At 66.8% G+C, this 13,610-nt stretch carries 13 protein-coding genes; 10 read left to right on the top strand and 3 right to left on the bottom strand.

The annotated features are described in order from the left end of the window. Positions 1-26 precede the first annotated feature (26 nt). Together curA and AC1MGT_RS03640 are read left to right on the top strand one after the other, a co-directional pair. A complete protein-coding gene (curA, locus tag AC1MGT_RS03635; protein WP_499503048.1) occupies positions 27-1,037 on the top strand; it encodes an NADPH-dependent curcumin/dihydrocurcumin reductase in 1,011 nt (336 codons plus the stop codon). A 93-nt stretch (positions 1,038-1,130) separates the two neighbouring features. Beyond that, positions 1,131-3,062: a PAS domain-containing hybrid sensor histidine kinase/response regulator gene (locus AC1MGT_RS03640; RefSeq protein ID WP_499503049.1), complete on the top strand. Its 1,932-nt coding sequence runs from the start codon at positions 1,131-1,133 to the stop codon at positions 3,060-3,062. On the opposite strand, the gene AC1MGT_RS03645 is transcribed toward AC1MGT_RS03640, so the two are convergent. Further along, positions 3,035-3,964 (bottom strand): alpha/beta fold hydrolase, encoded by a 930-nt coding sequence (locus tag AC1MGT_RS03645; protein ID WP_499503050.1) that lies wholly within the window; start codon positions 3,962-3,964, stop codon positions 3,035-3,037. The two genes, AC1MGT_RS03640 and AC1MGT_RS03645, sit on opposite strands and share 28 nt — an antisense overlap. 64 nt (positions 3,965-4,028) lie before the next feature. On the opposite strand from AC1MGT_RS03645, the gene AC1MGT_RS03650 reads away from it, so the two are divergent. Beyond that, complete coding sequence (locus tag AC1MGT_RS03650; protein ID WP_499503051.1) at positions 4,029-4,418, top strand: MerR family transcriptional regulator; 390 nt, start codon at positions 4,029-4,031, stop codon at positions 4,416-4,418. A gap of 73 nt (positions 4,419-4,491) precedes the next feature. Continuing rightward, positions 4,492-4,914, top strand: a complete 423-nt coding sequence (locus AC1MGT_RS03655; RefSeq protein WP_499503052.1) for a DUF7684 family protein — start codon at positions 4,492-4,494, stop codon at positions 4,912-4,914. A 20-nt stretch (positions 4,915-4,934) separates the two neighbouring features. Here AC1MGT_RS03655 and AC1MGT_RS03660 read toward each other — a convergent pair whose 3' ends face one another. After that, positions 4,935-5,354 (bottom strand): DUF1810 domain-containing protein, encoded by a 420-nt coding sequence (locus AC1MGT_RS03660; RefSeq protein WP_499503053.1) that lies wholly within the window; start codon positions 5,352-5,354, stop codon positions 4,935-4,937. A gap of 61 nt (positions 5,355-5,415) precedes the next feature. Here AC1MGT_RS03660 and AC1MGT_RS03665 point away from each other — a divergent pair, with 61 nt between their 5' ends. From AC1MGT_RS03665 to AC1MGT_RS03675, 3 genes are all read left to right on the top strand, one after another. Next, a complete protein-coding gene (locus AC1MGT_RS03665) occupies positions 5,416-5,643 on the top strand; it encodes a DUF3820 family protein (protein ID WP_499504247.1) in 228 nt (75 codons plus the stop codon). Between the two features lie 77 nt (positions 5,644-5,720). Beyond that, a complete protein-coding gene (locus AC1MGT_RS03670) occupies positions 5,721-6,122 on the top strand; it encodes a response regulator transcription factor (protein ID WP_332531072.1) in 402 nt (133 codons plus the stop codon). 51 nt (positions 6,123-6,173) lie between these two features. After that, on the top strand, positions 6,174-7,877 hold the full coding sequence (locus AC1MGT_RS03675) for a hypothetical protein (RefSeq protein ID WP_499503054.1): 1,704 nt from the start codon (positions 6,174-6,176) through the stop codon (positions 7,875-7,877). 7 nt (positions 7,878-7,884) lie between these two features. Here AC1MGT_RS03675 and AC1MGT_RS03680 read toward each other — a convergent pair whose 3' ends face one another. Then, positions 7,885-10,176 carry an ATP-binding protein gene (locus AC1MGT_RS03680; RefSeq protein WP_499503055.1) on the bottom strand — a complete coding sequence of 764 codons (2,292 nt, stop codon included), beginning with the start codon at positions 10,174-10,176 and terminating at the stop codon, positions 7,885-7,887. Positions 10,177-10,431: 255 nt separating this feature from the next. On the opposite strand from AC1MGT_RS03680, the gene ribA reads away from it, so the two are divergent. From ribA to AC1MGT_RS03695, 3 genes are all read left to right on the top strand, one after another. Next, positions 10,432-11,115 (top strand): GTP cyclohydrolase II, encoded by a 684-nt coding sequence (gene ribA, locus AC1MGT_RS03685; RefSeq protein ID WP_499503056.1) that lies wholly within the window; start codon positions 10,432-10,434, stop codon positions 11,113-11,115. A gap of 78 nt (positions 11,116-11,193) precedes the next feature. Continuing rightward, positions 11,194-12,660: a S1 family peptidase gene (locus AC1MGT_RS03690; protein ID WP_499503057.1), complete on the top strand. Its 1,467-nt coding sequence runs from the start codon at positions 11,194-11,196 to the stop codon at positions 12,658-12,660. Beyond that, positions 12,657-13,604 carry an FHA domain-containing protein gene (locus AC1MGT_RS03695; RefSeq protein ID WP_499503058.1) on the top strand — a complete coding sequence of 316 codons (948 nt, stop codon included), beginning with the start codon at positions 12,657-12,659 and terminating at the stop codon, positions 13,602-13,604. The genes AC1MGT_RS03690 and AC1MGT_RS03695 overlap by 4 nt, the downstream gene beginning before the upstream one ends. Positions 13,605-13,610 lie beyond the last annotated feature (6 nt).

Raw genomic sequence — 13,610 nt, forward strand, 5'->3', positions numbered from 1 at the left:
CCGATCCACTCGAAGGAGCTCAACACATGACCGCAACAACCAACCGCCGCATCGTCCTCGTGTCGCACCCGAAGGGCAAGCCGACCGCAGAGAACTTCCGCATCGAGGATGCACCGATCCCCACGCCGGGCGACGGCGAACTGCTGCTCGAAACCCTGTTCCTGTCACTCGACCCGTACATGCGCACCCGCATGAACGGCACCGCCACCTACGCCGCCGCCCTGGAGCTGGGCGACGTGATGGTCGGCGGCACCGTCGCCCGCGTCAAGCAGTCGAACCACCCGGACTGGAAAGAAGGCGACATCGTCGTGGCCTACTCCGGCTGGCAGTCGTTCGCCATCTCGGATGGCAGCAACCTGCGCCGCGTCGATCCGGACAGCGCGCCCGTCTCCACCGCCGTCGGCGTGCTCGGCATGCCGGGCTTCACGGCGTATGCCGGCCTGCTCGAAATCGGTCAGCCGAAGGCAGGTGAAACCGTCGTCGTGGCCGCTGCCAGCGGCGCCGTCGGCTCGGTCGTTGGCCAGATCGCCCGCATCAAGGGCGCGCGCGCCGTGGGCATCGCCGGCGGGCCCGAGAAATGCGCGTTCATCAAGGACGAGCTGAAATTCGACGCTGTCGTCGACCACCGCGCACCGGACTTCGCCGAGCAGCTGGCCAAGGCCTGCCCGGACGGCATCGACGTGTATTTCGAGAACGTCGGCGGCCAGGTGCTCGAAGCGGTGAAGCCGCTGCTGAACAACTTCGCGCGCATTCCCGTGTGCGGCCTGGTGTCGCATTACAACGATGCGGGTGCGGGCGCCTCGATCGACCTGAGTCTCACGCTGTTCAAGAGCCTGACCGTGCGCGGCTTCCTGCAGAACGAATTTGTCGAGCGGCTCGAGCCGACCTTCCTGAAAGAAGCCGCAGGCTGGATCAAGGATGGGTCGCTGCGCTACCGTGAAGACATCGTCGAAGGGCTGGACAAGGCGCCCGAGGCGTTCATTGGCCTGCTCGATGGCAAGAATTTCGGCAAGCTGGTGGTACGCGTCGCAGAATGATCAAAGGCCACAATTGACGTTTGGAATTGGTGCAGCATCCGTCAAATGTGGCCTATAATTATTTAACCTTTTGCAACCATTTGTCGAACATCGATGCTGCCCACCAACCTGTTCGAGTCTGTCTTCAACCGATCGCCCTTCGGGCATTACCTGCTGTCTCCTACGCCCGAAGCGACGATCCTGGCCGTGAACGACGCTTTCCTGAAGGCCTCGGCGCGCACGCGCACCGAACTTGTGGGCCTCAGCCTGTTCACGGCATTCCCCAATAATCCGGCCGACCCGGCCGACTTCGGCGAGGCGCTTCTGCGCGACTCGCTGGCCCGGGTCCGCGCCAGCAGGCATCCCGACACCCTGCCCGCCCTGCGCTATCCGATTCCGGTCGTGCTGCCCAACGGCGAAACGGGGTTCGAAGAACGCTTCTGGACCGCCACCAGCACGCCGATCTTCGGCGCCGATGGTGAACTGGTCTGCATTTCCCACAGCAATATCGACGTCACCGACCAGGTCAACTCGGAAGCGGCCGTGCGCGAAAGCGAGAAACGCTTCCGGGCGCTGACCAATGCGACGGCCGACGTCATCTACCGCATGAGCGCCGACTGGTCCGAGATGCGCCGCCTCGAAGGACGCGGCTTCATGAAGGACACCGATGCGCCCACGGGTGATTGGCTCGACGCGTACATTCCGCCTGGCGACCATGCGCTGGTCCAGGCCGGGATCGCACGGGCAATGGAGGGTGGCGCGGTCCTCGAACTTGAGCACCAGGTATGGCGCAGCGACGGCAGTTGCGGCTGGACGTTGTCACGCGCCGTGCCGATGTTCGACGCGGCTGGCAACATCTATGAATGGATCGGCGCCGCCAGCGACATCAGCGAGCGCAAGGCCTGGGAAGACAAGCTGCGCGAAGCCGACCGCCGCAAGGACGAATTTCTCGCGATGCTGTCGCACGAGTTGCGCAACCCGCTGGCGCCGATCGGCGCAGCGGCCGAACTACTGCAGCGCACGAAGCTCGACGATGGCATGCTCAAGCGCACCAGCCAGATCATCGGGCGCCAGGTGAAACACATGACAGCGCTGATCGACGACCTGCTCGACGTCTCGCGCGTCACGCGCGGGCTGGTGGAGCTCGACCAGGCCGTGCTGGACGTGGGCGCCGTGCTGCACGAAGCGGTGGAACAGGTCACGCCGCTGATCGATTCACGTGGCCATTCGCTGGCGCTGAACCTGCCCCCGCCCGGCACGCAGGTGCTGGGAGACCGCAAGCGCCTGGTGCAGGTGGTGGCCAACCTGCTGGGCAATGCCGCCAAGTACACGCCCGAGGGCGGCCGCCTCGCCGTGAGCGCCTTCGCGCGTGGCGACCGCCTGCACATCGATGTCCTCGACAACGGGATCGGCATGGCGCCCGAGCTGGCAGCGCGCGCTTTTGACCTGTTCACGCAGGCCGAGCGCAGTTCGGACCGCTCATCGGGCGGACTGGGGCTGGGCCTGGCGCTCGTGAAAAGCCTGATCGGGCTGCATGGGGGCGAGGTCGCCTGCGACAGCGCAGGTGCGGGCCAGGGCAGCCGGTTCTCGGTCTGCCTGCCACTGCTGCAGGCGCCTGAGGCGGCTGCGCCAATGCCCGATGCGCAGCCGGGCGCGGACACGGCGCTGCTGCGCGTGCTGGTGGTCGACGACAATGTCGACGCTGCCGTCATGCTGGCGATGCTGCTGGAAGCAAACGGGCACCAGGTGCAGGTCGAACACGATCCGCTCGAGGCACTGGCCGCCACGCTGGCCAGCCCGCCGCAGGTTTGCCTGCTCGATATCGGCCTGCCCGGCATCGACGGCCTCGAACTGGCGCGCCGCCTGCGCGCCCGCCCCGGCACCGCCCACGCGCTGCTGATCGCCATCACCGGCTATGGTCAGGACAGCGACCGCCAGCAGATCATGCAGGCCGGATTCGACCATCACCTGGTCAAGCCGATCGATATCGCACAGTTGTACACGCTGCTGGACGGCGCCTACTCAGCAGCGCTCCCTGCCACGTGACCTTGCGCCGCAGCCACAAAAGCTGCCAGGTCACGTGAAAAGCGTTCCGGCTCTTCCGCGAACGGTGCATGTCCGGCCGCGGCGTAGATAAGTTGCGTCACGCGCGGATTCACCTCCCGCGCACGCGCCATGGCAGCGTCGGGATCGACCAGCGCATCGCGCGCGCCATACAGCAGCAGCACCGGCACGCGCGCCTGCGCCAGGCCGCCCAGCGGCGCATCGAGCTTGAACACCGCTGCCTGCATGTCCCACGACGCCATCGCCGCGGCGCCCAGCAATCGCTCGAACGTGGGCTGGTCCGGCCGTGTGGCAAAGCACAGCGCGAGAAAGGCCCGCTGTGCGTCCAGCCGCGTGGTCAGCACGCTTGCATTCAGATCGCGATACACCGCCGGATGCGGCTTGATCTGCTGGGGGTGGCCCAGCTCGATCACGCCATCGACATAGACCGCCCCGCCAATACCGCGGTCGCCGTGCGCCGCCAGATAGTTCGAGATCACGACGCCGCCCAGCGACCAGCCGACCAGTACCGGCCGGCGTGCGCCGGTAGCAGCGATGACGGCGGCGAGGTCGTCGCCCCAGCGTCGTCCTTCGCTGTACGCAGTGGCGGCGCGCGGCTGGCCGGAGCGGCCATGGCCGCGCAGGTCGTAACTGATCAGGCGGTACCCCTGCAGGGCCGGACTGGCGCGCTGCGCCTCCCAGTTCATGTGGCTGCCCAACAGGCCATGAATGAAGACGATCGCCGGGCCGGCTGGATTGCCGGACTCCTGGACCGCCAGCGTCACGCCGTCGGGGGCGGTGACGGTGAACTGCCGCGTTGCCGCGTGCACGAGCGACGACGCGCCAAGCAGCGCAAGAAACAATATCTGCGCCAGGGCGCGGATGGGTGAAGAAAGCAGAGGCATGATGTACTCCAGAGTCGATGAACTGCTATCCTCGAGCCTGACATTAGTGTGAGGGTCAAGCGATATGTGTGCAATGCCATCGGACGAGCAGACTCGGCTGTCGATCGGCGAACTGGCGCGCCGCAGCGGCGCCAGTGTACGGTCGATTCGTCACTACGACGCGCAGGGCTTGCTGACATCGGGCCGGGCAGACAACGGCTATCGGGTGTTCCCGGTTGCAGCCGTCACGCAGGTGCGCCAGATCGGCCGCCTGATCGCGGCCGGGTTCAGCCTGGCCGACATCGCGGCATTCCCGAACTGCATGCTGGCCGTCGACGGCGCCGCCATGTGCCCGGAAACCGCGCCGGCACGACGCAAGCTGCTCGCCGCCATTGAAGCCGAAATGAGCGCGCTCGAACACCGGCGCCTGCGCCTGCGCGCCATGCTGATCGATGGCAGCATCCCCGCCGATTGAGCACCGGCGATCGTCGCAGCGCCCGCCAGCTGCGATAATGACGCCTTTGAACCACCGACCCGGCACCGACACCATGCAAGCCAAAGCCCATTACCTGCAACTACGCCCACACGACGCCCTGCCCGACCTGACCGCCCTGGCGCCGTTCATGGCCATCGTCGTCATCGATGACGACAGCGACGAAATGTGGCGCTGGGAGGTGGCGCGCTGGCTGGTCGCGTCGGGCTGCCGCAGCATGCTGGCCTGGGGCAAGGAATGCGAAAGCTGGCACGACGCTGTCGAGGATGCCGCGCTCGAAGCATTCGACTACGACGACATCCCGCCCGAGCAGATCGTGACGGTGTCGCAGCACGCCGACGAAGACCTCGACGAGGTGTTCTGGTTTGCGCGCCACCGCGCGAGCCATCCGGCGCTGCGCCTGAACACGGCAGTGATCCTGCACGTGGCCATGCGCGGGCGTCCGGACGACCTGCTGGCGCAACTGGCCGAGGCCTGAGCGCCCCGGCAGCTACCCGGTTACAGCCGGTCCAGCGTAGCCGGGTCGGCCTGGCCGTCGAAGTATTTGTCGATGCAGGCCTGGAACACGGCTTCATCCGGCGCCACGTCGGCGAACAGCGTCATCGACGAGTGAAATTTCAGCTCGTCCGGATGGCTGAAGATGGCGCCGGCTGAATCGGCGTCGAGCGCGGCGACGATGCCGGCGCACTCACGCAGGCGCTTTCCCAGCACGGGGTGCGCCAGATACGCGGCCGCCTCGTCAGCGGACGCAATGGCATAGCGCTGCGCCATGGCGCTCGTGCCCAGGCCGGCGATTTGCGGAAACACGAACCACATCCAGTGCGTGCGCTTGTGGCCGGCGCGCAGCTCGGTCAACACCGCGGCATATACCGGATCCTGCGCCTGCACAAAACGGTCGAGATCAAATTGATTGTTCATGGTGGCCTCCCTTGTCATCGAAATGCTACAACGTCGCCGTTGTTTGCTAAAGTGCCGCACAATGAATGCTGACCATTTAGCCCTCCTGTTGGTTCGGGAAATGCCTTACGGTAAATACAAAGGCCGCAAGATTGCCGATATGCCCGGCCATTACCTCGGCTGGCTCGCCCGCGAGGGCTTTCCACGCGGCGAACTGGGCCAACTGCTGGCCCTGATGTATGAACTCGATCACAACGATTTGCGCGGCTTGCTCGATCCACTGCGCGGCGCGCCCGGCCGTCGCGGGTAATTGATACTTTGTGGCAATTTTCGTGGCATACCGGGCATCCACATCGGTATAATCGAACATTCACTGACGGGTTCATCATGCCGAACGAACAAGCATCATCGCCGCTGGTTCTGGTTGTCGAAGACGATGACCATATCGCACAGGTACTGCGCTTCATGCTCGAACGCCAGGGCTACCGTGTCACGCACCTGGCCGATGGCCGTGTCGCGAGCGCGCACATCGCCGCCGCTGCCGAAGCCCCGGCCCTGATCCTGCTCGACGTGATGCTGCCCTACCTGGACGGCTTCGAGCTGGTCGCGCTGGTGCGTGCACGGCCCGACTGGAACGCAGTGCCAATCCTGATGCTGACGGCAAAAAATACCGAACGCGATACGGTGCGCGCGCTCGACGCCGGCGCCAACGATTTCGTCAGCAAGCCGTTCGAACCCAATGCCCTGCTGGCGCGCGTGCGGCGCCTGATCCAGGTCCAGGGCGCCTGAAGGGGTCCGAACCGTACGCGCCGATTCGGGCTCTTGACTTAAAATCAAGTCATGTCCCGTTCGCTCCCACTCCTGTTTGTTGTCTCGCTGTCGATCACACCCGCGTTTGCTGCCAGCCTGCAGCTGTGCCCGGGTCCGCTGGTCGTCTCCCCTGGCGCCATCACCGCGCAGACCACCGCGCCCGACGGCACCATCCTGCACGCCATCGTGACCGAAGAACCTGGCAAGCAGCAGGCGAATTGCCGCGCGCTGCCACTGCCGACGGCCGTCATGGGTGTGCAGGCGCTGCACTTCCTGCCGCCCGACGCCAGCCCTGGCAAGACCATCCTGCTGCGCGGGATCGAGGCCGACAAGGGCAAGTCGTTCAGCGTCAGCGAACACACGCTGGTGAGCGACCAGCCGGCGCCGCGGCCCCAGACCCCGATGCCGTTCGGCGCCAGCCTGCTGGGAGCGATGCAGACCCGCACCCATGGCGATACGGCGCGCATCAGCGCCGACGTCAAGGATGGCCGGCTGTACCTGACCTGCCGCGCCGGCGCCAAACCGGCCAGTGTCACACTGCTCGGTCCATGGTTCATGCCACGCGCACGCGCCGTACTGCAGGCCGCGTATTCCGGCGAAGGCCGCTTTGCGCTGCAGGTTTCAAGCGGCGCGCCGGGCAAGCCGGACCAGACGTTCGACCTGGGTAGCCTGGACGCCGGCCAACCCGTGCAGACAGCGCGCTTCGACCTCCCCGAAAAACTGGACCGTGCCAATTGGCGCGCGCTGTCGCTGGCCTGCCCGCAAGGCGCCGCGAAACTCACGCTCGCCGCGCTGACGCTCCAGCCTGCCGGTGACGCCGATGCGGCTGCGGCAGCGCGCGCGACCTGGACCTGGAGTCCGAACGAATGGCGCGAACGCGGCGCAGCGTTTCTGGACTGGGCGACCGAGCAAAAGATGGGCGCGGTCTTCATTACGGTCCCGCTGCGCGATGGCAGTGTCGATGACGCGGCGCAGCTGGGCGCCTTCGTGCGTCAGGCCGGCAGCCGCGGCATCGCGGTCAGCGCGATGGAAGGCGCCCCCGAGATGGTGCTGCCTGCATCCCAGGACGCGGCCATCGCCCGCATGCGTGCCTACGCCGCCTACAACGCGTCTGCCGCCGAAGGGGCGCGCCTGAAAGGTGTCCAGTATCACATCGAACCGTACCTGGTCCCGGCCCACGTGCTGCCGCAGGCGCAGCGCGACCGGCGTTACCTCGAACTGGCGGCAAAACTGCGCCAGGCGGCCGGCCCGCTGACACTGGACTTCGTCGTGCCCCACTGGTGGGCCGACAAGGGCGCGCTGCTGACCGGGCTGGCAAAGCACGCTGACATCCTGACGGTCAAGAGTCCCCGCACCGATCCGGGGCAGATCTACCGCCTGGCCGTCCCGTTCCTCGACTGGGGCGTCGAGCATGGCAAGACCGTGCGCGTGGCGCTCGATGCAGGGCCGATTGGCGCCGGTGTCCAGCGCCGCTATGAACGTCGCCCACCCGGGGCGCGCGGCGACCTGCTCGTGTTCACACTGGGTGGCCAGAAGATCCTGCTGCTGCAGCAGGTGCCGGCGGCGCACGACAAGGCGCAGGCCTATGCGCTGGCCGCCAGCCAGGAGATCGATGCCGCCGACGCCAGCTTCCATTCGGACAAGGGCGCGCTGATGCGGCTGTTGCCGCAGCTCGAACGCACGTTCGGCGCCTGGGAAAGTTTTGGTGGCATGGCGCTGCACGACCTGCGCTAAGCCACGGTCACGCCAGCGGTAACTCCACCGTAAACCGCGTCCCTGCGCCGGCGCGGGTTTCGAACCCGATCGAGCCGCCATGCTCTTCGACGATCGCCTTGCTGATGGAGAGGCCCAGGCCCGAGCCGCTGCGCTGGCGCGAGTCGGCGGCGTCGGCTTGCGCGAAGCGTTCGAACACCCGGCTCTGGAACGCCGGCGGGATGCCGGGCCCTTCGTCGGTCACGCTCAGGCGCGCCCAGCCCGGCCGCTGCGCCAGGCCCAGAATGACGTCCCTGCCGCCAGGTGTGAACTTGATCGCATTCGATACCAGATTGGTTAGCACCTGCACCATGCGGTCGTGGTCGATCTCGGCCTGGACAAATTCGGCGCCTGGCGGCATGTCGAGGCGCAGCGTCACGCCCGCCTGGCGCGCCTGGCCTTCCATTGCATCGGCCACGTGATGCATCAGCGGCGCCAGCAACTGGGCGGTGCGCTGGTATTCCATATGCCCTGCTTCGATCTTCTGGATGTCGAGCAGGTCGTTCACCATCCGCATCAGCCGATCGCAGCTCTGGCTGGCAATTGCGACCAGCCGTGCCGCATCGGGCGGCAGGTTGCCGGCCATGCCGCCGTCGAGCATCGACAACGACGCGTGGATCGACGTGAGCGGCGTGCGCAGTTCGTGCGAGACGGTCGAGACGAATTCGTTCTTCATGCGCTCGACCTTCTTGCGCTCGGAAATATCGTGCAGGAAGATCGAGAAGAACGCATCCTCGCCCTCGCCAGCCAGCGTCACCGTACTCTCGACCGTGAACTCGAAGCCCTGGCGGTTGATCACGGTGCGTTCCATGCGGCGGGCGAGCATGAACTGGCCGTTCTGGCGGAATGCCTGCAGCGCCTTGCCGATGCTGTCGCGGTAGCGCTCGGGCAGGATCATTTCTGCCAGCGGCCAGCCCACGGCCTCGTGCCGGGTCCAGCCAAACATGCGCTCGGCGGCCGGGTTCCAGTCCACGATCATGCCGCGCAGGTCGACCGCAATGAATGCATCCTGCGCCGCCTCGACGATGGCGATGATGCGGCCCTCGCTGGCGCGCACCGCCACCAGCGCGCGTTCCAGTTCGCGGGTGCGGCGATCGACCCGCTGTTCCAGCGTGTCGTTCAGGGTCTGCAGATCGGCGCGGCGTTGCACCAGCGCCGTCACCAGCGCATTGAGCGCGCCCGACAGCTGATGCACTTCGGTATAGCTGCTCCCGGCCGGCACCAGTTCATGCGTGTCGCCGCGGCGCAGGCCGTCGGCCGAATGGGCCAGCGCCGCAAGCGGGCGCGTGATGCGGCGTGCCAGCAGCCAGCCGCCCAGCGAGAACAGCAGCGCCAGCGCGCCGCCGCTCCAGAGGGCGCGCGAGCGTAATTGCCGTACCGGCGCGTAGGCGTCCTCGAGATCCTGGCGCACCAGCACGTGCCAGCCCAGGCCGGGGTAGTCGCCCACAGCCTTGGTGGACGTGTAGCCGACCAGGTAGTCGCGCCCGTCCGGCCAGTGCTCGACCGTGTATCCGGTGCGCCCTTCGCGCGCCGCGTTCAGGCTGCCCAGTCTGACGGTCGTGTCGAGCAGGTCTTCGGGGCCGAGCAGCACCACGCCTTCAGCGCTGACGATCAGCGCCTGCACCTTGTTGCGGGTCTGAACCGGCGCGATGATCGAACGCTCGACCTCGCGTGCCCATTCCCACGACAGGTGCGTGCCCATCACGCCGGCCGGCTGGCCATTGGCATCCAGGTAGGGAAAGGCAACGTCGACAAACCGGCGCGGCTCGCCTTTCTGCACCGGCAACAGCTTGGCCAGCAGCACCGCCTCGTGCACGTCGCCGACATGTTTACCTGCCAGGGCATTGCTGAACCAGGGCCGCTTGGCGACGTTCTTGCCTTCGAGCAGCCCGCGCGCCTCGACCAGCACCGTGCCGTCCATGGCGGCCAGGCCGATCCATTCGTAATAACCGTAGGTGGACTGCATGTCGGCCAGGATGCGGCGCCGTTCAGCCTGGCTCGTCGCGGGGGAAATCAGGTCGTTGCGGCGCGCCATCAGGCGCACTTCGCGGAACCGTTCGTACATGCCGCGATCGAGCTTGTCAGCGGTCTGCATTGCCATCTCGCCCAGGCCCCCGCCGATACTGGTCTTGACCTGCGCCGTCGCGGAACGTTCGACCACTTCGACGAGCAGCAGCGTGAGGATGCCGCTCATCAGCGTGAACGCGAGAGCAAGCCGTGCACCCAGCCCGCGCGGGGTCAGGCGCTGCCAGAAGGATTGTGAATTCTGCATGGAAGACATGAGAGTATCGATTGTCCGAGCGTAGCACGCAGATGATGTTCCAAAGCAATACTACACTTGGTAATCGACCGAGAATTACAGGAAAATCTGACGCAATTACCCAATTTGCTTAAAAGTGTTGCGATAGTGTCTTGTCAGGTCATCTCCACGTCAGGTGGCATTGCAGCGTCGGCCGGGGTGATTCCGCACGGCCACGCCCGATTTCCGATAAACTTGCGCCTTACAAGTCTATCGTCATCGATTGGAAACACCGTCATGCAAGCCGCCGCCATTCCCGCCAACGTCCCGCCCGCCCTGCTCGACTACGCCACTTCGTGCGCGCTGCCGACGCCGTGGGCCGAGTTCACGCTGCACGCCTGGGTCGAGGCTTCCACCGGCAAGGAACACCTGGCGATGGCACTGGGCGACCTGGGCAACGGCGAGCCGGTGCTGGCGCGCGTGCATTCCGAATGCCTTACCGGCGACGTGATGTTCTCACAGCGCTGCGATTGCGGCGCACAACTGGAAGGCGCACTGCGCCGCATCGCCGAAGAAGGCCGCGGCATTGTGCTGTACCTGCGCCAGGAAGGGCGCGGCATTGGCCTGCTCAACAAGATCCGCGCCTACCGGCTGCAGGAAGCCGGCGCCGACACGGTGGAAGCCAATCTGCAACTGGGGTTTCACGCCGACGCCCGCAACTATGAACTGTGCCGGCCGATGCTGGCCCAGTTCGGCATTGGGGCCGTGCGCCTGATGACCAATAACCCGCGCAAGATCGACGCCCTGACCCGCCTGGGGATCACGGTCACCGAACGCGTGCCGCTGCTGGTGAACCGCAACGCCCACAACAACAGCTACCTCAATACCAAGCAGGCCAAGCTGGGCCACATGATGGCGCCCCTCACATCGCTCGAGCAGGGCGAGCCGGTCGCCCCGGCCACGCCTGCTCCGGTTGCCTGACCGTGGGCGCGCTAACGCGCGCAGCGCTGGCCGCCCCGATGGCAAGATAGCGGCTTCCCTCTGCTTCCTGGTAACCGCATGAACCGGACCGTCGTGGCACGCCTGGCCGCACTCCTGACCACCTGCCTGGCGCTTGGCGCGGGGCTCGATCTCGTCACGCGGCCAGCGAGCGCGCAGACGGGCGCGGGCACCGTCGCGCGGGCCGGACTGGCTGCGCCGGCAGGTGCCCCCGTCGCCGCGCCCGTGCCGCAGATTGCCGTCGACACGCCGCCGGCCGCGACGCCGACCGAGCTGATTGCGGGCGAGGCGGACACGCAGGACGCCCTGCCCCAGCCTTCGTCGGCCGCGCAGGACCTGTATGAATCGGCGCGCAGCGACCTGCTGCAGATCCGCATGCTGCTCAAGAATGGCCGCACGCAGTCTACGGTCGGGTCGGGCTTCTTGGTCGGCACCAGCAATCTCGCGCTGACCAATTACCATGTGGTGTCGCAAATGGCGCTTGACCCGGCCATCTACACGGCCGAATACATCGACACCGACGGCAATACCGGCCCGGTCGAACTGCTGGCGGTCGACGTGCTGCACGATCTTGCGGTCGTGCGCATCAACCGCAATGGCAGCGGCTTTTTCAAGGTGCCCGAGCAGAAAGTGAAACTGCGCCAGGGCCAGCCCCTGTACTCGCTGGGCAATCCGCTCGACCTGGGATTTGCGATTTCCGAAGGCGCCTACAACGGCGTGCTCACGCGCAGCTTCTACGACCGCCTGATCTTCAGCGGCCCGATCAACTCGGGCATGAGCGGCGGCCCGAGCGTGACCGCCAGCGGCACCGTGGCCGGCATCAACGTCTCGCGCCGGCGCGATGGCGAATCGGTCAGCTTCCTGGTGCCCGTGATGTACGCACAGGAGCTGCTGCGCAAGGTGGCCGAGCAGGCCGCGCCACCGCCTGATTTCAATCCGCTGATCGGCAAGCAGCTGCTGGCGCATCAGGCCGGCATGGTCGACCGGCTGCTCGAAGAGCCGCTGACGCTCAAGGGCATGGGGCCGTACCTGGTGCCGGTGCGCGAGTCCGGCCAGGTGCGCTGCTGGGGGCGCTCCAATGCGCGCGGCGCCGCCTACGCGGTCGACGCCATGAGCTGCGTGATGCAGTCGGCGGTGTTCGTCTCGGACGTCCAGCAGACCGGTAATGTCTCGATGACGCACCGCTACATCCGCTCGGGGACGATGGACCCGATGCGCTTTGCCGCGCTGGCCACCGACATCTTCCAGGTCGATAACCTGGGCAGCACGGGCGATCCGCGCCTGACCAAGCCGTTCTGCACCGAGCGCTTCGTGCATACGCGCACGCTGCCGCTGCGCGCCGTGACCTGCGTGCGCGCCTACCGCAAGTTCGAAGGGCTGTACAACTTCACGCTGCTCACGGCCAGCACCGACGCCTCGCAGGCCAGCCTGCAAAGCCGGCTGGATGTCTCGGGCGTCTCGTACGAAAACGGCATGCGCGTCACGCGCGCCTATCTCGGCGCCTTCGGGCGCCCGGTGCGCAAATGAGCGGCCCCTGGACCATCGAGACGCTGGCGCGCAATGGCGAGGTGCTGCACCGGCATCGCGTGACCACGCTCCCGATCCGCCTCGGTCGCGCCTACGACAACGACTTCATCGTCGACGACGAGTACGCCGCCGCGCACCATGCGCTGGTCGAGCTTGGCGCCGATGGCGCCCTGCTGCTGCGCGACCTCGATACCCGTAACGGCATCAACCACAAGGGCCGGCGCGTCAAGGAACTGACGCTGGGCGGCGACACCGTCGTGCGCATGGGGCACACGTCGCTGCGCATCCGCTCGGCCGCGCACCCGGTGCCGCCCGAACTGGTCGACCGCACGATGCACGGCTGGGAAGGCATGCTGCCGGGCGGCGCCGGCATCGTCCTGTGCCTGCTGACCGCGCTGTTCGTGGCATGGCTGCTCGACGCCGGGGGCGACCCCGAACGCTACGGGGTGTACCCGGCGGTGGCCGTGGGCGCGGGCCTGGCATGGAGCGGCATGTGGGCGTTTTCCAACCGCCTGTTCGGGCGCCGCGCGCGCCTCGGGCGGCATCTGTTCATCGTCGGCTTTGGCCTGGCCGCGCTGGTCGGTGTGCGCCTGCTGGCCAGCGTGGTGGCCTATGCGTGGTCGCTCGAATGGCTGACCGGCTATGGCTCGCACGCGGTCGTGGTGACGGTGTCAATGATGATCTACTTCCACCTGGCCACTGTGACGCCGCAGTTCCGGCGCCGGCTGCGCCTGTCCTGCGCCGGGATCGCGGTGCTCGTCTCGCTGTTGATCCTGGCCGGGAACATGCAGCGCAACGGCCGCACCGCCGACGAGCTGTACATGCCGGTGCTGCTGCCGCCCGAACTGCGCGCCAGTCCCGCTGTGCCGGTGGCCGAGTACATGGGCAGCGTGGGCGCGATGAAGCGCGAGATCGACGCCGAGCGCCGTGGCAACGCCGAGTAAAGTAAG

The sequence above is a fragment of the Telluria sp. BA11 genome (genome assembly GCF_056680305.1).

What these genes read in the sequence shown, in the direction of transcription:
- AC1MGT_RS03695 (WP_499503058.1), top strand. Translation starts at nt 12,657, where the DNA reads ATGAGCGGCCCCTGGACCATCGAGACGCTGGCGCGCAATGGCGAGGTG.
- AC1MGT_RS03670 (WP_332531072.1), top strand. Translation starts at nt 5,721, where the DNA reads ATGCCGAACGAACAAGCATCATCGCCGCTGGTTCTGGTTGTCGAAGAC.
- AC1MGT_RS03680 (WP_499503055.1), bottom strand. Translation starts at nt 10,176, where the DNA reads ATGTCTTCCATGCAGAATTCACAATCCTTCTGGCAGCGCCTGACCCCG.
- AC1MGT_RS03660 (WP_499503053.1), bottom strand. Translation starts at nt 5,354, where the DNA reads ATGAACAATCAATTTGATCTCGACCGTTTTGTGCAGGCGCAGGATCCG.
- AC1MGT_RS03690 (WP_499503057.1), top strand. Translation starts at nt 11,194, where the DNA reads ATGAACCGGACCGTCGTGGCACGCCTGGCCGCACTCCTGACCACCTGC.
- AC1MGT_RS03655 (WP_499503052.1), top strand. Translation starts at nt 4,492, where the DNA reads ATGCAAGCCAAAGCCCATTACCTGCAACTACGCCCACACGACGCCCTG.
- ribA (WP_499503056.1), top strand. Translation starts at nt 10,432, where the DNA reads ATGCAAGCCGCCGCCATTCCCGCCAACGTCCCGCCCGCCCTGCTCGAC.
- AC1MGT_RS03640 (WP_499503049.1), top strand. Translation starts at nt 1,131, where the DNA reads ATGCTGCCCACCAACCTGTTCGAGTCTGTCTTCAACCGATCGCCCTTC.
- AC1MGT_RS03675 (WP_499503054.1), top strand. Translation starts at nt 6,174, where the DNA reads ATGTCCCGTTCGCTCCCACTCCTGTTTGTTGTCTCGCTGTCGATCACA.
- AC1MGT_RS03645 (WP_499503050.1), bottom strand. Translation starts at nt 3,964, where the DNA reads ATGCCTCTGCTTTCTTCACCCATCCGCGCCCTGGCGCAGATATTGTTT.
- AC1MGT_RS03665 (WP_499504247.1), top strand. Translation starts at nt 5,416, where the DNA reads ATGAATGCTGACCATTTAGCCCTCCTGTTGGTTCGGGAAATGCCTTAC.
- curA (WP_499503048.1), top strand. Translation starts at nt 27, where the DNA reads ATGACCGCAACAACCAACCGCCGCATCGTCCTCGTGTCGCACCCGAAG.
- AC1MGT_RS03650 (WP_499503051.1), top strand. Translation starts at nt 4,029, where the DNA reads ATGTGTGCAATGCCATCGGACGAGCAGACTCGGCTGTCGATCGGCGAA.